General features: G+C 55.9%; 17 protein-coding genes. All 17 read right to left on the reverse strand.

Going from position 1 to position 18,992, the window contains the following annotated elements; genetic code table 11:
• Window positions 1-78: 78 nt before the first annotated feature.
• The 17 genes from fleQ to QN399_RS03170 all read right to left on the reverse strand — a co-directional run bounded on the left by fleQ (window position 79) and on the right by QN399_RS03170 (window position 18,991).
• Window positions 79-1,554, reverse strand: coding sequence for a transcriptional regulator FleQ (gene fleQ, locus QN399_RS03090; protein WP_322180034.1), 1,476 nt, complete (start codon window positions 1,552-1,554; stop codon window positions 79-81).
• A 172-nt stretch (window positions 1,555-1,726) separates the two neighbouring features.
• Complete coding sequence (locus QN399_RS03095; RefSeq protein ID WP_322180036.1) at window positions 1,727-2,023, reverse strand: flagellar protein FliT; 297 nt, start codon at window positions 2,021-2,023, stop codon at window positions 1,727-1,729.
• Between the two features lie 23 nt (window positions 2,024-2,046).
• Complete coding sequence (fliS, locus tag QN399_RS03100) at window positions 2,047-2,430, reverse strand: flagellar export chaperone FliS (protein ID WP_322180038.1); 384 nt, start codon at window positions 2,428-2,430, stop codon at window positions 2,047-2,049.
• Between the two features lie 128 nt (window positions 2,431-2,558).
• Window positions 2,559-3,974: a flagellar filament capping protein FliD gene (gene fliD / locus QN399_RS03105; protein ID WP_330200538.1), complete on the reverse strand. Its 1,416-nt coding sequence runs from the start codon at window positions 3,972-3,974 to the stop codon at window positions 2,559-2,561.
• 81 nt (window positions 3,975-4,055) lie between these two features.
• A complete protein-coding gene (locus QN399_RS03110; protein WP_322180042.1) occupies window positions 4,056-4,406 on the reverse strand; it encodes a flagellar protein FlaG in 351 nt (116 codons plus the stop codon).
• A gap of 73 nt (window positions 4,407-4,479) precedes the next feature.
• Window positions 4,480-5,328, reverse strand: a complete 849-nt coding sequence (locus QN399_RS03115) for a flagellin domain-containing protein (RefSeq protein ID WP_322180044.1) — start codon at window positions 5,326-5,328, stop codon at window positions 4,480-4,482.
• A gap of 288 nt (window positions 5,329-5,616) precedes the next feature.
• Complete coding sequence (locus QN399_RS03120; RefSeq protein WP_322180046.1) at window positions 5,617-6,774, reverse strand: flagellin; 1,158 nt, start codon at window positions 6,772-6,774, stop codon at window positions 5,617-5,619.
• Between the two features lie 388 nt (window positions 6,775-7,162).
• Entirely contained in the window at window positions 7,163-7,423 is a 261-nt protein-coding gene (locus QN399_RS03125) for a hypothetical protein (protein ID WP_322180048.1), read from the reverse strand.
• Entirely contained in the window at window positions 7,420-8,712 is a 1,293-nt protein-coding gene (locus tag QN399_RS03130) for a 6-hydroxymethylpterin diphosphokinase MptE-like protein (RefSeq protein ID WP_322215469.1), read from the reverse strand. The genes QN399_RS03125 and QN399_RS03130 overlap by 4 nt, the downstream gene beginning before the upstream one ends.
• Before the next feature lie 81 nt (window positions 8,713-8,793).
• Window positions 8,794-9,720 (reverse strand): ketoacyl-ACP synthase III, encoded by a 927-nt coding sequence (locus QN399_RS03135; RefSeq protein ID WP_322180052.1) that lies wholly within the window; start codon window positions 9,718-9,720, stop codon window positions 8,794-8,796.
• A 228-nt stretch (window positions 9,721-9,948) separates the two neighbouring features.
• Window positions 9,949-11,001 (reverse strand): pseudaminic acid synthase, encoded by a 1,053-nt coding sequence (gene pseI / locus QN399_RS03140; RefSeq protein ID WP_322180054.1) that lies wholly within the window; start codon window positions 10,999-11,001, stop codon window positions 9,949-9,951.
• Window positions 10,994-12,502: a UDP-2,4-diacetamido-2,4,6-trideoxy-beta-L-altropyranose hydrolase gene (gene pseG, locus QN399_RS03145; protein ID WP_330200539.1), complete on the reverse strand. Its 1,509-nt coding sequence runs from the start codon at window positions 12,500-12,502 to the stop codon at window positions 10,994-10,996. The genes pseI and pseG overlap by 8 nt, the downstream gene beginning before the upstream one ends.
• Window positions 12,499-13,209 (reverse strand): pseudaminic acid cytidylyltransferase, encoded by a 711-nt coding sequence (pseF, locus tag QN399_RS03150; protein ID WP_322180059.1) that lies wholly within the window; start codon window positions 13,207-13,209, stop codon window positions 12,499-12,501. The genes pseG and pseF overlap by 4 nt, the downstream gene beginning before the upstream one ends.
• Complete coding sequence (locus QN399_RS03155; protein WP_322180061.1) at window positions 13,206-13,826, reverse strand: pseudaminic acid biosynthesis-associated methylase; 621 nt, start codon at window positions 13,824-13,826, stop codon at window positions 13,206-13,208. The genes pseF and QN399_RS03155 overlap by 4 nt, the downstream gene beginning before the upstream one ends.
• Window positions 13,827-13,863: 37 nt before the next feature.
• A complete protein-coding gene (pseC, locus tag QN399_RS03160) occupies window positions 13,864-15,033 on the reverse strand; it encodes a UDP-4-amino-4,6-dideoxy-N-acetyl-beta-L-altrosamine transaminase (protein ID WP_330200540.1) in 1,170 nt (389 codons plus the stop codon).
• Entirely contained in the window at window positions 15,030-16,031 is a 1,002-nt protein-coding gene (pseB, locus tag QN399_RS03165; protein WP_322180066.1) for a UDP-N-acetylglucosamine 4,6-dehydratase (inverting), read from the reverse strand. The genes pseC and pseB overlap by 4 nt, the downstream gene beginning before the upstream one ends.
• A gap of 29 nt (window positions 16,032-16,060) precedes the next feature.
• Window positions 16,061-18,991 (reverse strand): TIGR00180 family glycosyltransferase, encoded by a 2,931-nt coding sequence (locus QN399_RS03170; RefSeq protein WP_330200541.1) that lies wholly within the window; start codon window positions 18,989-18,991, stop codon window positions 16,061-16,063.
• Window position 18,992 lies beyond the last annotated feature (1 nt).

Genomic DNA, 18,992 nt, shown 5'->3' on the forward strand with positions numbered 1-18,992 from the left:
AAGAGACATAGCAATACCCGTGCCGAAAAAAAACCCCTGACTTATCAGGGGTTTGATTATTCGAGAAGAGAAGAAGCGTCAATCCTCCGCCTGTTCTTCCCCATCACGACGGCTCATGCCGTATTTACGCATTTTTTCCACCAGGGTTGTACGACGAATACGCAGACGCTCAGCCGCGCGCGCCACAATGCCGCCTGCATCGTCCAATGCCTGCTGAATCAGGCCCTGCTCCAACCCTCCCAGATAGTCCTTGAGGTCAAGACCTTCAGGTGGCAACAAGGCGCCGGAAGCGAAGTTGGGCGTATGTCCATTAATAGCGACCCGCTCTTCCAGGTCAGTGCGAAAGCTATCAACCAGTTGCTCGTCTTCATCGTCAACGTAACGGAATTTTTTCGGCAACTCGATGACGCCGATCACCCCGTAGGGATGCATGATCGCCATGCGCTCGACCAGATTGGCCAGTTCGCGAACATTGCCCGGCCAGGCGTGACGACAAAGCGACATGATGGCCGCCGAGTTGAAACGGATCGAGCCACGTTTTTCGTGCTCCATGCGCGAAATCAATTCGTTCATCAGCAACGGAATGTCTTCGACACGCTCGCGCAGCGGGGCCATCTCGATCGGGAATACATTCAAACGGTAATACAGGTCTTCACGGAACGTACCGATCTCGATCATGTGCTCGAGATTCTTGTGCGTCGCTGCAATGATTCGCACATCGACGCTCTGGGTTTTGTTGCTGCCGACCCGCTCGAAGGTGCGCTCCTGCAGCACACGCAACAGCTTAACCTGCATAGGCAGCGGCATGTCGCCGATTTCGTCGAGGAACAAGGTGCCGCCATTGGCCAGCTCAAAGCGCCCGGCACGACTGGTGATCGCCCCGGTAAACGCGCCCTTCTCATGACCGAACAGTTCGCTTTCCAGCAACTCGGCAGGTATGGCTCCACAGTTGACAGGTACGAACGGCGCATCACGACGCTTGGAGTGATAGTGCAGATTGCGCGCAACCACTTCCTTGCCAGTACCGGACTCACCGAGGATCAGCACACTGGCATCGGTGTCGGCAACCTGCTGCATCATTTGCCGAACATGCTGAATCGCGCGACTGGTACCCACCAGACTGCGAAACAGGTTCGGCTCACGATGACGACCACGCTCACGGGCATGATCGTACATTTCACGATAAACCTGAGCACGGTGCAGGGAATCGAGCAGTTTGCTGTAGCTGGGCGGCATTTCCAGAGACGAGAGCACACGACGGCGCAAGTCCTCTGGCAGGTCAGTGGAAGAAAATTCTCCCATTAACATGACGGGAAGGAACTCATCCCAGGCGGCGATGGTCTTAAGCAGTCCTTGAAGAGTACCTGGAGCGCTCACTTCGCCCACCAGCACGCAAAGCACTTCTCGGGTAGAGGTCAGAGAACCGACGACCTGCTGCCAATCAAGGCTTGAGCAGGACAAATTTTCTTCGCCAAGAAAATTTAAAATGACCGCCATATCCCGGCGGCGCAGGCTATCGTCATCAATCAGCAAAATCTTGATTTCACGCCACATGCAATAGCAACTTCCCTAGTCAAACTCAATGCCCATGAAATGGGGGCAAGCTTGGCGTCTACGACCCATTTGGCGATTTAGACGTCAGAAAATAGTAAACCGCACTAGTTAAGTCAAAAATCCGCGCACAGTCAAATTTATGGCGAATTTCTTTTTTTCGATCAACTGAGTGTCAACCGAACAGATGGTAAACCTTTGCCGCGTTTTTCGCTTGCCGGATCTGCGTCATCTCGTCGACTATTGCTTGGCGCTCATCAGTAGCGACCTCAATCAGCTGTCGATACACCCCTAACAGGCGTTCAAGATTGCTTCTCACTTCGGTTTCGTTTAGCGGAGCCTCGCTGATCACATCGTCAACACAAGCGCGGCAAGCTAGATCCAGCTGCCCAATAGCTTCCCAGTCACGCTCAGCCAATGCACCGACCAACGCTTCACGGGTTTCTTCGATACGCTGCAATACAGCACTCATGGTGATCTCCTCGAAACAGCAGGCTATAGGGTCGCGATGCCATCCCAGCCATCCTTGACCGTACGCAGCAAATCGCTGACTTCGTCGAGGATTTTCGGGTCGCTCTTGATGTTGGCTTCCGCCAGACGCTTCATCATGTAAACGTAGAGATTGTCTAGATTCCCCAGAGCAGCTGCCGATTTCTCCAGGTCAAGACCTTCGCGCAGACCACCCACGATGCCAATGGCCTTGCCGATCAGGATGCCCTTGTTAGGAATGTCCTTACGCTCCATCGCACCCCTGGCTTGAGCAATGCGGTCCAGACCGCCTTCCATCAGCATTTGCACGAGGCGGTGGGGACTGGCTTCGGAAGTCTGGGCTTGCGCACCAATCTTCTGATACTGCCGAAGAGCTAACATCGGATTCATGTTCTACCTCATCAAAACTCAAGAGTTCGTATACCCAAGGTATCGACACAACGTCACAAAACTTTAGGCCAGATGCCAAAAGCCCGACTGCGTTAAACGCAGCCGGGCTTTCGGTGCCGAGACAGTAATTAGCCCGTCTTCGATGCGCTCAACGAAGTGAAGTATGACGTGATACTGGTCGAAGTCGCCTTCATCTGCCCCACCAAAAGGTCCATCGCGTTGTATTTGGCTGTCAACGCGGCGGTCATATTGGTCACCCGCAGATCCAGTGCGGCCTGCTGGGTGGTGAGGGCATTCTTCTGCGTGGTCAAACTGCTCGAACGCGTATCAAGAATACCACCCGTCTGAGTATAAGGCGTAAGGACCGCACCCATCCGCGCCAGCAATCCGTTGGTACTCGTGGTACCGCTGAACAACTGCTGAACCTGCCCGCCCAGACTCTTGCTGGTCATCGCTGTCGTGAACTTGGTGCTATCAAAGGTCAGCGTACCGGCCTTCTGGTCCGTCTGGATACCCAACTGTGAAAGCACCGACAACTGACTGCCAGGACCAGGCGTAACCAATTGGTCACGCAAAGACGCCAGCAATGTCCTTGGCAGAGAATCACCGGTCATAGCAGCCGCTACCGTGAGATTACCCTTGCTGTCTGCGGTGGCCTTAGTCAAGGAGGTAATGGTCTTGACCACTGTGTTGTAGGCATCAACAAAGGTCTGCAACGAGGTTTTCAAGCCATCGGTATTGGTTGCAACCGTCACCGTCGAGCTGCCAGCGGCAACCAATGTCATGCTCAAACCACTGATTGCCTTGCTCACCGTGTTGGACGAGCTCTTGACCGCCAGCCCATCAATGGTGAGATTTGCATCCAATGCCTGACTGCCTATATAGCCAGCACTACCAGGAGTTGCTGAATTGAGCGCAGTATTCGCGGGTATAACCAACCCCGCAACGCTACTGGTGGTGGTGATATCCGAGCCAGCACCGGTGGTTGTAGAACCAAATACCAGACGCGAGGCCCCCGTGCTGTCCGTCACGATGTTGGCGCTGACGCCACTGGTGGCTGTCTGGGTGTTGACCAAATCACGAACCGACTGCAGCGTCGAGTTCGCCGGGATAGTGAAGCTGGTCGCAGTGGTATTTTGAGTGATAGTCAAAGTACCACTCGGAATAGCACTGGTAGCCCCTCCAGAGAAAGAGGCAGTCGCAACTTTGGAGCTGGTGGCCAGATTCTGAACAACAATATTGTAACTGCCATTGACCGCCGTATTGTCCGAGGTCGCAGCAAGGGTTGCCGGGGTAGACGAAGTCGCCGCAAAACCCGAAAAAGCCGGGTTTGTGGCGCTGCCAAGATTGGTCAACGCCGTCTGATAGGCAGTCAGAGCGCTTTTCAGCGAACCCACTCCAGAAATCTTGGACGTCGCGAGGGTCGTCTGACTGTTGATCTGCGTCTGCTTGGCCGACTTGTCGGCATTGACCAATGCGGTGACGATAGAACCGATATCAAGGCCAGAGCCAAGGCCTGTACTGGGGACAATTGGACTTGCCATGTGCATCTCCTTTCAGTTTTTCGTCGGTCTTTTGACCACTACAACGAATAAAAGAACATACAGACACTATTCATGCCAGCATCAAGCTTTTGCGTTGAACAACACGCTGCTTGCATTACTTAAGTTATCTGCCAATTTCAGCGCCTCCTCCGAGGGAATCTGCCTGACCACCTCACCCGTTTCACTGGCGATTACTTTTACCACAACCTTGCCGGACGTTTCGTCAATCGAAAACTCCAGATTGCGCTTGACCGATTGAACGAATTTTTCAATCTCCTGCACTGCCGCTTTCAACTTTTTCGAATCAGAGTCTTTACTCGCGGTCACTTCTGCCACGCTATCGACCAGAGGCGTCCCAGCCGACTTATTAGCAGCACCGCTCAGCGGTGTCACCGCCGGGTAAGACAAGTTCAGCTTGACGCTCATATCCATGTCCATCACCTCCTAAAGTAAAAAAGCGGGAGAGCACGACACGCGCACCCTCCCGCCAAAACTCATTCCAAAATTACTGAAGCAGTTTCAGTACAGCGGAAGGCAGCTGGTTGGCCTGAGCCAAAACAGCGGTCGAAGCTTGTTGCAGGGTTTGGCTCTTGGTCAACTGAGCAGTTTCAGCAGCGAAGTCGGTATCTTGTACGCGACCTTGTGCAGCCGTGACGTTTTCAGTGATGTTCTGCAAGTTGGAAATGGTGCTGGTCAGACGGTTCTGCGAAGCACCCAGGTTTGCGCGAGTTGCGCCGATTTGAGCGATGGCAGCATCAATTGCAGTGATTGCGTTATCGATGTTGGTACCAACAGTGGCGCTGGTACCGGTCAGCGCAACAGTAGCGCTGGCTACGGAAAGGCTGGCGGCGTCGAACTTGCTGCTCAGAACCAGGTCGATGTGGTTAGCAGTACCGGTGTTGGAACCCACTTGCAGGGTCATGGTACCGGCAGAACCGTCGAGCAGGTTCTTGCCGTTCAAGTTGGTGCTGGCAGAGATACGAGTCAGTTCGTCAGACATCTGAGCGAATTCTGAGTTAGTTGCGGTCTGGTCAGCGGTACCGTTGGTGCCGTTACGTGCCTGAACAGCCAGTTCACGCATACGTTGCAGAATGTTGGTAGATTCTTGCAGCGCGCCTTCAGCAGTCTGAGCCATCGAGATACCGTCGTTGGCGTTTTTCACTGCCACGGTCTGACCACGAATCTGGCTGCTCATACGGGTAGCAATCTGCAGGCCGGCAGCGTCGTCTTTAGCGCTGTTGATTTTCAGGCCGGAAGACAGGCGAGTCATGGATTGAGAAAGAGAACTCGCTGCGTTGTTCAAGTTTTTCTGAACAGCCAGGGATGTAACGTTGGTGTTTACGCCTAAAGTCATGATGAGTTCCTCAATGGTTGGGTACTGCGGCTTCCGGCCCTGGCAACCGCCGGGTGTGGCCTAGAGAACCTTCGTAATAGTTATCGTCGAGATAGCAAGGAGCTTGAGGGCTTTTTAAAAAAATATTGCCACTACTCTGACATCCCTACAGCTGTCGGGGGCTGCAGAGCATCTCACTCACTCTATTCAACGACCTACAACCTCACACCACCCCGACATCTCCAACCGTTTTGAGGCCTGGCATCCTTGACCGGATACCAGGATTCGACATGCGCCCGAAGGCATTCTTTATTGCAGAAGTTTAAGAACTGCGGCCGGTAGCTGGTTGGCTTGAGCCAAGACGGCCGTCGACGCTTGTTGCAGCGTTTGCTGCTTGGTCAGCTCGGCTGTTTCCGAGGCGAAATCGACGTCTTCGATTTGGCCGCGCGCAGCCGTGGTGTTCTTTACCATGTTGTTGAGGTTGGAAATGGTGCTGGCGAAGCGGTTTTGCTTGGCGCCCAGATTGGAACGAGCGGCATCAATGGTTTCCAGAGCCTTGTCGATGGATACAATAGTTGCCTCGATGTTGTCGGCAATGGCTTGATCGTTGAGCGGTTTGCTCTTTTTATCCAGTTCGGTTGCGTCCTTTAAAACTGTCGTCGCACCATCGGCTTCCGTTTTTGCGGTAGCCACAACGGCTTGTTGAGCCGTGTAGGCAGCAGGATCAGTAACCGCATCAATCGCACCCAGCGCAGCTTCAGCAGCAGCCAGTGCTGTATTTTTCTGTAGAGCATCATCGGTCATCTTTTCCGTCACATTGACAGGCAATAGATTTCGACTTCCGCTCCCATCAATCGCAAGCGCCGTGTACTCGCCCTTCACAACCGCTACGGAGCCGGTTGTCTTATCGTCGCCCGGTACAGCCGCAGCGCTTTTAGCCGCTACAAACAACGATTCGGCAGAGAAATCGTCCGAGAGCGACAGGCTGATCTCCTCGGTTCTCCCTACGTTGGCGCCCACATGAAACGTCATCGTCCCGGCGCTGCCATCCAGCAGCTTCAAACCACCACCAAACGTGGTGCTCTTCGAAAGACGGGTCAGTTCTTGAACCGACTGATTGAATTCGGAATTGAGTGCATCCCGCTCCTTTTGACTGTTGTCGCCGTTTTTTGATTGAATCGCCAGTTCTCGCATCCGCTGCAGGTTGTTGGTCGATTCCTGCAATGCCCCCTCCGCAGTTTGCGCAATGGAAATTGCATTGCCCGCATTTCTGGCCGCAACCGTCATCCCTTTAATCTGGGTCGTCAGGCGACTCGCGATTTGCATGCCGGCGGCATCGTCCTTGGCGCTGTTAATCCTTAAGCCTGAAGACAAACGCGCCATTGATGTGCTGACGGCATCGGAAGAGCGGTTCAGATTTCGCTGAACCGACAACGAAGCGACATTGGTATTTACGGTTAAAGCCATCGTGAAATTCCTCACAAAAAAAAGATTGCTGGCTTCCAAAAACGGGCTGCATCCGGCACGCCCTGAAAACCTACAAAATGTTTATCGGAAAAATTACAAGTGGCTTTAACTGGCTTTTTAAGACTGTTTGGGAATTACAACTATTAAATACCCGACATTTGTAGGGTATTTTGGTTATAAGCGTGGATTTTTAAAGGTTTAATTTTTTACGGATTTTTTTGCAAAAAAAGATGAAAAAAAAATCGAAAAGCCTCCTCCTCACACATTTTCCGAGCGGGGATAAGAGAAAAATTCGTGACGTATCTAGAACGGGGTCGTGACGGGGAGTCGAGAAAGGAACACATCCATGCAGAAGCGTCGGCGGGGCAACCTGAACGCGCTCGAACTACTATTCGCGCTCGAGTAACGCCACCAACTCATACTCTAGATAGTCAGCCAACCCCAACCAGTCCAGCCCTTCCTGGCAGGCCAGCATCGGCGGCAGTAGCTGCAACCATTGTTGTTGCGCTGCTGGCGAGCCCCGACTTAACAGACTCTGCGCGTGATCGAACACATCGACCATAGTCAAGGCCGCCTCGACATTACGCCCAAGACGAAACAGCCCGGCACACTGCCGACAGTCGATGACACACTGTGCACGGGGGCTCATTGCACAAACTCCAGGTTAAAGGCCGTACCGGCGATCATCGCACCTGCCCGACTACTGTTAAGAAAGCGCACCTCTGGATGCCCGGCAATGTAACGTTCCAGCTCGCCCAGATAGCGACGAAAATTGAGCTGCGTCTTGACTCGTTGTCCATGACCATCAAGCACCCAGTGCCTGGCGAGGTTAACGCCAGGCCCTAGATCACCGTCATTCCAGCCCGCGTGGGTCTTGTTCATCGGGAAAGCAAAATCAGCGCCGAACAAGGTGATTCTCGCTGCGCCCATTTTCACCGCCAAGTCTACCGCCGGATGAAGCACGCTGCCGCCGACGTACAACTGCGCTTTGGCAATTTGCTGGCGCAGCGCGGCATAGATCGGGCTGGCGGAATAGCCGGCATAGCGCAGGCCCTTCCAGGCCACGAGCACCTGCGGATCACTCATTGGCATATACACCAAGGGGATACTGTCGGAGTCCGACGGCGGCAAGTGCCGAGCCGTGATCCCCTTATCGATGCTCACCACCAAGTCCGGTTTGATGCCGTGCTCAATTAACGGCCGGTAAGCCGTATCGACACTGATAAACAGAGGCCGCTGCACCTGCTCACGAATAGCCAGAAGCTTTTCGAAGTGCTGCTCCAGGCTCGGCCCCGTACCAATCACATAGACTTCCTGCCCCGCCTGCGAGCCGAACAGCTCAGCGATATCACGGTCACTGCGCAACAGCTCGAGGCTGTCCTGCAAGCGCTGGAGAATCTGCGGAGATTGCGGATCGAACTCGCGATTATTGAAGCTCAGGTGCACTTCGCTGACCAGTCGATCACGAATCCTGGCATTAAACTCATCCGCTAATTCCAACTCGGACGGCAGCGCAAAGAACGGTAACTGGATCTCGCGGCAATCGGCGGCATAACTCAGTTCGACCCGTGGATCACTGAGCCAGGGCGTTTGGTCAAGGAGGCTGAGGACCAAAGCAAACAACCCACCGTTGAGAATGTGCACCTGCAACCGTCGTAGCTCGGGATTTTCCAGCAAGACCTGCTGCAAATCGCCCAGCCCCGTACCGTACACATGCAGCATCGGACTCTCAGGTGGCAGAGTGGCGGCTTGCAGGCGGGCTTCAGCAGTGCGGTCATGGCGACTGGTCAACTGAATGCCGGCAATCCTCAGGGTTGAACCCAACCCTTCCACCAGTTCGACCTGCAATGATTCGCTATCTTCGGCCAACAACCGGGAGAACACCTCCGGCCAGCGCGCCTGTAGCACCTCGGCATTTTGCTGAAAGCTCTCGCTCATGCTGCCTCACTCAAAACGTGCGCAAAAAAATAGCGCTCAAGGTTAACTCACCTGAAGCGCTATTTTTAGAAGCTTATGCAATCACGAGCGATGAATGATCGCCGAGCCCCAGGACAAGCCAACACCAAAGCCACTCAACGCAACCCGATTCCAATCGCTGTCGAGCACGTGTTTTTCCAGCAACAAAGGAATGCTCGAAGAAACGGTATTACCGGTTTCCAGCATGTCCTTGAGAAACTTCTCCGGATCACCTTCAAAACGCCGGGCTACAGCATCGACAATCGCAGCACTGCCCTGGTGAATACAGAAGGCGTCGATATCGTCCGAATGCAAGCCAGACTCATCCAGCAACTCGTGCAGGTGCGCGGGCACTTTGAGCAGCGCGAAGTTGAAGACCTGACGGCCATTCATGAAAAACACGCCGTTACTGACCTTCAGGTGCGGTGCGCCGGAACCGTCAGTGCCAAATTTGGCCTTGCCCAGCTGCCAGTCAGCCCCCTCGCCCATCCACGTGGCTGTCGCAGCATCGCCAAACAGCATCGTGGTATTGCGATCTTCGGGGTCGACAATTTTCGAGTACGGGTCGCAGGTCACCAGCAGGCCGTTCTTCAGCCCTGCGGCGTCCATGAAGCCCTTGAGCGCATACAGGCCGTAGACGTAGCCCGAGCACCCAAGGGAGATATCGAACGCGGCCACATGGGTCGACAGGCCGAGCTTGTCCTGAACGATGGCGGAGGTGTGGGGCAAGGCCTCTTCGTCGCCGTTCTGGGTGACGACGATCAGCACGTCGATGGATTCGCGCTTGAGGTCGGGATTCTTGGCGAACAAGGCATTGACGGCCTCGACGCACAGGTCAGACGTTTCTTGCCCGGCGTCTTTGCGCGGCAGGAAAGCAGAACCGATCTTGCCCAGAATGAACTCTTCATCCTTGGCGAACTTAGCACCTTGTGCGTAGTTATCGACGCCGGCTACGGGCACGTAACTCGCTATGCTTTTTATGCCAATCATTATGGCTTCCCAATAATAAACAGCTGAATATCACCGTTCTCTGCAATCGAGAGCGCTGGCCAACAGAGATTTCCTGTCGTCCACAAGGAGCGACAGCGAAGGGAATAAGTGGCTATCGCCAGGCCAATAAAGAGCCAAGCGCCATCATTCCCTATTAATACAATACAGTGAAGATGCGCGTTATGACTCGCAGGTCACGCTATTTTGCCGAATCAGCCACAGAAGCTGTTATTCGACCAATGACCAGTCCAGGGGTGTACCCCGTTTCAAGGCCTGTCCCGCACGTCGCCCGATGAGCGCATCGCGGTGTTTTGGGGCCAATCCAAAGCCCGGACGGATTGCTCTCAGGTTGTCAGCACTGAAGACTTCACCGGCGACCATATCCTGAGTCACATACAGTGATCGACGATAGACCAGTGACGCGCGCTCGGCCTCTGTGACGCCATAATGCACGTGCCCCATGGCCTGCCAGGCACGTTCGGTTTCAATGACCAGGCTAGCCATTTCAGCCGGTTCCAGGGAAAAGCTCGCATCTACCCCGCCAGCGGCTCGATCCAGAGTGAAATGTTTTTCGATCACTGTCGCCCCGAGCGCTACGGCTGCCACGGAAACGCCAACGCCCATGGAATGATCGGACAATCCCACCTCGCAACCAAACAAATCGCGCAAATGCGGGATGGTGCGCACATGGCTGTTTTCTGGCGAGGCCGGGTAAGTACTGGTGCACTTGAGCAACACCAAGTCCTTGCACCCGGCAGCACGAGCAGCGCGAACCGTCTCGTCCAGTTCGGCGATACTCGCCATGCCGGTCGAGATAATCAACGGCTTGCCGGTCGACGCGACCCGGCGAATCAACGGTAAATCGGTATTTTCGAAACTGGCGATTTTGTAAGCCGGCACATCCAGGCTTTCAAGAAAATCCACCGAACTGTCATCGAATGGCGTCGAAAATGCCAGCATCCCCAGCGCTTTGGCCCGGGCAAAAATCGGCGCGTGCCACTCCCAGGGTGTGTGGGCTTTCTCGTACAACGCGTAGAGGGACGACCCCGCCCACAGACTATTGGGGTCCTTGATAAAAAACTCGCCGTGCTCAAGGTCCAGGGTCATGGTATCGGCGGTGTAGGTTTGCAGTTTCAAGGCGTGAGCACCGGCCTTGGCCGCCGCCTCGACAATCTGTAGCGCGACCTCAAGCGACTGGTTATGGTTGCCGCTCATTTCGGCGATGATGAACGGCGCGGTATCGGCACCAATCGAACGCGAGCCTATCTTGAAACTAGTCATTGGCATGATCCTTTAAAACGCGCTCGAAACGGCAGGCACTCTGCTGGTAGCCCGCATCGCGAAACAGGTTGATCGACGCCTGGTTGGCCGGCAGCACCTGAGCATCGATCACTCGTAGTTGCGGCCAGTGACGCGTGATGAATCGCTCCCCTCCGGCCAGTAGCGCCCTGCCCCAGCCCAGACCGAATCGCCCTTCGAATAGGTAAATCGATACTTCAGTCCTTGTATCCAGCCTGTCATAGCGCAGCACGCCCACCGGGCCGTCGACCGTTTCTGCAACCAACAGCAGGCGTTGGTCATTCACGAGGGTGGCAGCCAACCAGGTCAGATGACCGGCCCAATCAATGGCGTGCGATTCCACCGACCAGCGCCGGACCTCTTCAGCGTTGCGCCCATCGAACAGCAGACGTGCGTCGTCTATCGTCGCCGGGCGCAATTGCAGCACCTCACCGGCCAGGGCCGCTGCCACACGGCGTGCGCCACAGCCATCGACCAGCTGGCGAGAGCGCTTGGCAAAACTCCGACGCAACCCCTGATTGGCCAACAACACACTGATCGATTGACGCAATGACTCAACAGAAACCTGGTCACGCGGCCCCAGGTACAGGTGCGCACCGACTTCAGCCAAACGTTCAGCGTTGGCCTGTTGATTGGCCGCCACCGCGATACAGATCGTTGGCAGTCCCAAGGCGGCACGCTCCCAACTGGTGCCGCCGCCCGCGCCGACAAACAGATCGGCATGCGCCATCAGCTCAGCGAACTGGTCCGTGTGGGTTTGCAATCGCCAGGTGGAACGCCCTGAGGCCAGTGCCTGCATCCGCGTCCACTCGGGGTTACCGGTGCCCGCGATAAAGTCGACTTCCAACCCGTCTAGTTCACTCAACGCCAACATCGCCTTCCAGGTTTCCCCGGCGGCATCGAAGCCGCCGAAATTCACCAGAACCCGACGCGCCAGGGCCTGAATCGGCACCGGGTCGCGCTTGAACTCATCCCGAATCATGGCAAAACGTGGGCCGAACAACGTTCGGCACTCGGGTCCCACCCACGGTGCATAAGCGCTCGGCGTGCCGCTGAAGTTCTGGTCGAGCAACAGATCAACAGCGTGACGGCGGTTGGCCAGATCATCGATTGCTGCGATCCGTGGTGCCCATTGTCGGGCGGCGGTCTGCCAATGATGATCGAGGCCATAGTGATCGACGATGATCCAGTCGAACGCATCCTCTACCGTCAGCAACTGCTGCAGTGCCGCAATGTCCGCCTGCCAAGGCAACGCAGCTTCGATGTCTTGCCCTGCATTGGCTTGCTCAGCGTACGTCGCAGGTAACCCATAAGCGCGCCATCCCTGAGTCGCGAGATGCTCGAGCAAATGCCCAGGCAATAAGCGACAGGCAAAAGCCACGTCATGTCCGCCGTCGCGCAATACCTTGGCCAAGGTCAGGCACCGCGCAATATGGCCGCTGCCTATAGCGTGCGAGGCATCCGCCCGGATCAGCACTCTCACGACTCCAGCTCTCCACCCGCCAGCAACGCTGCGTAGAGGTACTCGGCGCGGGTCCAGTCCTCTTCGCTGTCGATATCCTGGACCAGATGCCGGGGCAAGATCACCGGCAAACTCTGATCCGAAAACAATACATCACCCCGCAACCATGCCTCGGTGCGCCCCCAATAGAACTGTCCGGCGTCCTGATAGGCCACGGGCAGGTCCTGGGATCGGGTTTCCCGGTACTGCGGATACAGCGGTTGCAGGGCGCCCTGCTCATTCAGACTCAGCGCACGCTGCACGGCAAAGCCAAAACCGCACACGGAAAAGGCAAAGGATTTCCCCGGGTTCTGCTCGAGGGCCGTCAAGCCTTCGCGCAGGTAGCGCCCTTGCAGCAAAGGTGCTGTGGCATAGATACAACAAGCGTAATCGAAGCAGTGCCCCTGCTCCTGCAGTGTCGCCAGCCCATGCATGATCACCGCCGCCGTACCGGTGAAGTCATCGGCCAGTTGCGCCGGGCGCATGAAGGGTACCCATGCACCGTGGGCCCTGGCGATCGCAGCGATTTCTTCATCGTCGGTACTGACCACAACCTGATCGAACAGGCCGCTCCGTAGCGCAGCCAGAATCGACCAGACAATCATCGGCTGGCCGTTGAACAGCTTGAGATTCTTGCGCGGGATCCGTTTACTGCCACCCCGCGCCGGGATGATTGCTACCGCTGTCACAGGCGCTTTTCCAATAGAAACCAGTTGATATCGTCGGTCGGGAACTGCGGATCGCGGTGATAGCTGAACCCATAGTCGAGCAGGTGCAGATCACTGTAGCGATCGAGCATTTCCCCGGCAAAATCACGCTTGAACAACTTGCCGCTGTTACCGCGATAGGACACCTCTACCGGCACCGGGTTGTAGTACTCGCAAATCAGGATATAGCGTTGACTCAGTTGGTACAGCTGAGCGTAAGCCGCAGGCAGCAGTTCAGGCGCGAGGTGAATCAGTACGCCTTTGCTCAGGGTCAACTGGAAAGTCCGATCATGTGGATAGTCGAACAACGAACCATGCCAGACGTCCGCAACCCCCAGCGCTTGCGCATAGGCCTGAGCCTGAGCATTGATCTCGACCCCCTGAAGCACACATGTTGGCAATAGCTGATGCAAAGCTTGCAGGTTATTGCCCGTGTTGGTGCCCAACTCCAACAGACTCTCTAGCCGTGAGGTTCGCGCCAGCGCTTTGGCAAACAACGCCAGGTTGGCTGCGATCAGCGGCTGCCCCTGATTGCGTCCCGCGTATTGGTCACCGAACTCGCCCCGCCAGAACTGCTCTTGCTCACTTAATTCACGCATGCACTACTCTCATCAACGGATCGCGGCAAGAAGGCACTTAGCCAAGCAGGCTACGCAACTGCTCGATCACATAGTCTTGTTGCTCGTCTGTCAGGTCCGGGAACAGCGGCAAGGTGACCGCCTCGTCGAAATAACGCTCGGCCTCTGGATAATCGCCATCTGTGAATCCTGACTCGCGGTAGTAAGGCTGTAGATGCACCGGAATATAGTGCAGGTTCACACCGATCCCTGCAGTTCTCAACGCATCGAAAAGGTCTCGTTGGCTAAGTTTTACTTGATCAAACCGCACACGCACCACATACAGATGCCAAGCAGATTCGGCGCCTGCCTGTGCAGTCGGTAACACCAACGGAAGTTCAGCCAACAGTCGCTCATAACGCGCGGCCAATTGGCGCCGCCTCGCGATAAAACCGTCGAGCCTGGCCAACTGCGAAAGGCCCAATGCAGCGTGCAGGTCGGTCATTCGATAATTGAAGCCCAACTCCAGTTGCTGGTAGTACCAAAGCCCCTGGCTGGGTAGCGACATCTGCGACGGATCGCTGGTAATGCCATGGCTGCGCAACCGACGCAAACGTTCGGCAAGCTCTGGCCTATTGGTCAGGACCATACCGCCTTCACCCGAGGTAATAATTTTCACCGGATGAAAACTGAAGACCGTCATCGTTGCATGCGCGCCACAACCCACTGGACGTCCGTCATAGGACGCCCCGACCGCGTGCGCCGCGTCTTCGATCAAGGTGAATGCGTAACGTTCGGCGAGCCCGGCAATGGCTTGCATGTCGCAGCTCTGACCAGAGAATGCCACCGCCACCACCACCTTCGGCAGTTTTCCGACGCGCTCGGCGGCTTCGAGTTTTTGCGCCAGCAAGCCGGCGTCGAGGTTCCAGGTATGCGGATCGATGTCAACGAAGTCCACATCGGCGCCGCAGTAGCGTCCGCAGTTGGCGGAGGCAACGAAAGTATTAGGCGTGGTCCACAGCCGATCACCGGGGCCCAATCCTGCCGCCAGACAGGCGATATGCAACGCTGCCGTGGCATTGCACACCGCAACCGCGAAATCCGCCTGACAGCGCTCAGCCATTGCCGATTCAAAGCGCTCGATGGTTGGGCCCTGGGTCAGCCACGGGGACTTGAGAACCTCAACCACCGCGTCGATATCCGCCTGGTCGATGCTCTGTCGCCCGTATGGAATCGAGTATGGAATCATGAATGCAGCTCAGCGTGCAGATCCGCGATCTGACCCACGCTCAAAAACTCTGGATTGGTATCGGAACGATACTCAAAGGTTTCGTCTACTTGAGCACCACACTCACCGAGGCCATTGACGGCATAGTCGACGTCGACGTTGGTAAACCGGATCGAGGGCTGGATGGTGTAGTGATCGGAGAACTCCAGGGTCATTCGCGCATCGTCGAGCGGCACCATCAACTCATGGAGTTTTTCACCGGGACGAATCCCGACATTTTTGTGCGGTAGATGCTCGGCCATGCCCACGGCCAGATCGATAATCCGGATCGACGGAATCTTCGGCACAAACACCTCGCCGCCGTGCATGCGCGCAAAGCTGTCGAGCACGAACTGCACACCATGATCCAGGGTGATCCAGAACCGCGTCATGCGCACGTCAGTGATCGGCAACTCCCGCGCACCGTCGCTAATCAATTTACTGAAGAACGGCACTACCGAACCTCGAGAACCCGCCACATTGCCATACCGCACCACAGCGAAACGCGTTGGCTGGTCACCGGCAATGTTATTCGCCGCAACGAACAACTTGTCCGACAGCAGCTTGGTTGCGCCATACAAGTTGATCGGGCTAGCCGCCTTGTCGGTGGACAAGGCGATAACCTTTTTCACCCCATTGTCGATGGCCGCAGCAATAATATTTTCCGCGCCGTTGACGTTGGTGCGGATGCATTCGGTCGGGTTGTACTCGGCGGCCGGCACCTGCTTCAAGGCTGCCGCATGCACCACATAATCGATCCCGCGCATGGCCAGACGCAGCCGCTCGGCATCGCGCACATCCCCCAGAAAATAACGCATACACGGCGCGTTGAACGTCTGTTGCATCTCGTATTGCTTGAGCTCGTCGCGGGAGAACACCACGACACGCTTGGGCTGATACTGCTCAAGCAAACGGCGGATAAAGTTGCGACCGAACGAGCCGGTGCCACCCGAGATAAAAATTGATTTGCCGTTAAACATGCCGTGAGTCCTTTTCCTGTCGACCAGACTTAAGCAAGCAACTGCGCCCAGTTCACACTGGTCGGGCTGCCAAGGGTAAAGCCCTTGCCGGTCAAAGCGAGGTTCTTGTTGTACGCCAAATCGTGCTGGAACGGTCCTGCCCACTTGTCGCGCAGAGCCTCAAGGGCGACTGGCAACGTTGGCAGGGTGCCTGGGTGAATTACTTGCACCTGCGGCGTCCAGACCGTCAGGTAGCCGGCCTGGGCGATTTTCAAGCACAGATCGACATCACTGAAGGCCTCGGAGAAGCGCTCTTCGTCCAGACCGCCAACGGTTTCATACAGTTCTTTACGGACCATCAGGCACGCAGCGGAGACCGCCGAGTAGTTTTGCTCAAGCACCAGACGATGCAAATAACCATTGGCTTTCACAGGTTCGCCGACAAACGCCGAGCCGGCCGCGTCATGCATGCCAAGAATAAGCCCGGCCTGAGTCACATTACCCTCACGATCAACCAGCTTTGGCCCTACCACGCCGACTTCCGGACGCTGCGCCTGATTGAGCAACGTCTCGATCCAGTTCGGGTTGACCACCTCGCTGTCGACCGCCAGCAAGATCAGGTATTCACCCTGCGCCTGCTGACAGGCTGCATTGTAAAGCGCGGACGTACTGAGGCTTTGCTTGGATCGCAACACCCGCACCTTGCCGGTTTTTTGCTCCTGGGCGTCAAGCCAGGCCGAAACCGCCGAGGATTGACTGTGGTTGTCGGCGATCAGCACTTCATAGCGCAGGTAGCGTGTTCTTTGCAGGACGCTGTCCAGACAACGTTCCAGCAGTGGGAGGTTGTCCTGACTCGGCACGATGATCGACACCAGCGGACGCTCAGTGTGGCGATAATCAATCTGCCAGGTACCGGGCGTCGCCGAACTGATTTGCGCCTTATAACCACGGTTCGCAAGATGCCGAATCAACGCCAGGCGCTCATGGGGATTTTCCTCTAGAACCGGCGCCTGGCAGATGAGTAACGGCTCATCCAGATGAGCCAGCCAGGCCATACCGCCTTGCTCAATCATCCGCAGCAGCAAATCAAATTCAAGTGCCTTACTGAAGTCCGCTGAGTAACCACCCGCTTCCACCAGTACATCGCGACGGATCAGCCAGTGTCGTGCCATCAGCGTCGGCAGGCTTTGCAACAAGTCGAGGTTGAAGCCTGGGCGGAACACATCGATCAGTGCGCCGTTGGGCTGTCGGTGAATTTCATCCGCAGCCACCGCGCGGCATTCGGGGGCCGCCAGCAGTTCCAGGCTGGCGCGCAACAAACCGCTGGCAGTGAACTGGTCTCCTGCCTCAGCCAGAAGCATCCAGTCGCAGGACGATTGGCGAGCCACTTGATTCAGCTTGTCTATGTAGTTGCCTGCGGTGACCTTGACAAAGTGCAGGACGTTTTGCGCAGTGGTAGCAGACTGCGGCTCACCGGTGGTGAACACCACAATCTTGAATTTTTTGCAGTATCCCTCTAACAGACTGTCGAGGGTAACTTGCAGTTTTTCGACGTTATTATCGAGGTCCAGTAACAAAATACCGAACTGCGGACCTCCTTCATGGACCGCCAGATGCCCTGTAATCGACTCCAGTTCTTCGGCATTCGGACGTCGCGCTTCCAACCACTTGAGCAAGCGACCCGAGAGCATATTGTCGAATGTTTGACGGTAGTCAGAAGGCGATACTGCATCCAGGCGCTGAGCCCAGTCGAGCATCAGTTGGGCCTCATCCTGCTCACCAATATTTTCAAGCTGTTGCGCCAGCTGCTTGACCACTCGCATATTGAACGGATTGCAGTCCTGCGCCTGCCACAGACGATCGACAATGCTCTCGGCGATATCATTGTTGTGAGGTCGCAGCAAATCTTCTTGCCGAGTCCATACGCCTTCAAGCGCCTGAAGCTGTACACGGCCAGCCGGCATGGCGTGGAGCAAAAACTCGAACCGGGTCAACTGATCGAAAAACGCCTGGTTGTAGAACGGCATTTCCACATATTGCTTGGGCCCGAAACGTCGCACCGGCTCCGCATGAGCGGCTGTCCATGTGGACTCGAAAATCAGCTCGGCCGCCAACGCATTGCCCGTACGCAAACTGGCGGTCATCGCCGCAAAACTCTCGAGCGCAAACTGCTTCGCCTGCTCATGGTCGAGGTCTTTGATGCCCGTGGGCAGCGATGCTAGGAATTCAGCAAACGCCTCGCGCTCGGCCACTGATTTGGAGTCGGTATAACAGAGTGAGGTATACACCTCAGTGTTATGGTCGGAATGAATGTAATTGATCTCACGCACAACATACGGAATCGGCAGAATCCGCGCCTTGGCGCGTGCCAGCATGTAGTACACGTGGCCGACTTCCTGCCACTGAAAGATAGTGCCTTCCGGCATGACGGCATACCAGTCGCGCAACAGTGCAGTGCGGTGAACGGCATAGAAAGGCGGGATGTACTGGCCCATGTAGTCAAGCACACGGTCCTGAGCGCGTTCGGACGAGTAGTCTTCACAGACCTTTTTGTCACGTCGGTAATAGCTCACGCTATTGGCCAGGGTCAGGTACATCAGGCAATAGCCGTGACACATCCCATAGTCCTGGTTCGCCTCCAGAAACGCTACCGAATCGCAGAGCGCGTCATGCACGATGAAATCATCGTCCGCAGCGAACACCATGTAAGGCGTGGTCACTTGCTCGACGCCGTAGGCCAGTTTGGTCTGAATCCCCCAGTAGCCGAACTGTGGAAGATGCCGATAGTCGACCGACGCTAAATGCCCTGCTATCCCCTCGGATGGCTGGATTGACGAGTCCAGTACCAGAATCTTGCAAGGCAGCGAGCTGTAAAACTGCACAGCTCTGCGCAAAAAGGCCGGCCGGTTGTGGGTAATCAGCACCACTGTCAGCAGCTCACTCAGAGGTAACGCGTGTTCAGAACCATACTTGCCTTGCATA

The organism is Pseudomonas sp. 10C3 (genome assembly GCF_036346185.1).
Taxonomy (GTDB): domain Bacteria; phylum Pseudomonadota; class Gammaproteobacteria; order Pseudomonadales; family Pseudomonadaceae; genus Aquipseudomonas.

Bases quoted from the DNA above. Each gene is read 5' to 3' on its own strand.
- fleQ (WP_322180034.1), bottom strand. From the start codon at position 1,554: ATGTGGCGTGAAATCAAGATTTTGCTGATTGATGACGATAGCCTGCGC.
- QN399_RS03095 (WP_322180036.1), bottom strand. From the start codon at position 2,023: ATGAGTGCTGTATTGCAGCGTATCGAAGAAACCCGTGAAGCGTTGGTC.
- fliS (WP_322180038.1), bottom strand. From the start codon at position 2,430: ATGAATCCGATGTTAGCTCTTCGGCAGTATCAGAAGATTGGTGCGCAA.
- fliD (WP_330200538.1), bottom strand. From the start codon at position 3,974: ATGGCAAGTCCAATTGTCCCCAGTACAGGCCTTGGCTCTGGCCTTGAT.
- QN399_RS03110 (WP_322180042.1), bottom strand. From the start codon at position 4,406: ATGGATATGAGCGTCAAGCTGAACTTGTCTTACCCGGCGGTGACACCG.
- QN399_RS03115 (WP_322180044.1), bottom strand. From the start codon at position 5,328: ATGACTTTAGGCGTAAACACCAACGTTACATCCCTGGCTGTTCAGAAA.
- QN399_RS03120 (WP_322180046.1), bottom strand. From the start codon at position 6,774: ATGGCTTTAACCGTAAATACCAATGTCGCTTCGTTGTCGGTTCAGCGA.
- QN399_RS03125 (WP_322180048.1), bottom strand. From the start codon at position 7,423: ATGAGCCCCCGTGCACAGTGTGTCATCGACTGTCGGCAGTGTGCCGGG.
- QN399_RS03130 (WP_322215469.1), bottom strand. From the start codon at position 8,712: ATGAGCGAGAGCTTTCAGCAAAATGCCGAGGTGCTACAGGCGCGCTGG.
- QN399_RS03135 (WP_322180052.1), bottom strand. From the start codon at position 9,720: ATGATTGGCATAAAAAGCATAGCGAGTTACGTGCCCGTAGCCGGCGTC.
- pseI (WP_322180054.1), bottom strand. From the start codon at position 11,001: ATGACTAGTTTCAAGATAGGCTCGCGTTCGATTGGTGCCGATACCGCG.
- QN399_RS03155 (WP_322180061.1), bottom strand. From the start codon at position 13,826: ATGCGTGAATTAAGTGAGCAAGAGCAGTTCTGGCGGGGCGAGTTCGGT.
- pseC (WP_330200540.1), bottom strand. From the start codon at position 15,033: ATGATTCCATACTCGATTCCATACGGGCGACAGAGCATCGACCAGGCG.
- pseB (WP_322180066.1), bottom strand. From the start codon at position 16,031: ATGTTTAACGGCAAATCAATTTTTATCTCGGGTGGCACCGGCTCGTTC.
- QN399_RS03170 (WP_330200541.1), bottom strand. From the start codon at position 18,991: ATGCAAGGCAAGTATGGTTCTGAACACGCGTTACCTCTGAGTGAGCTG.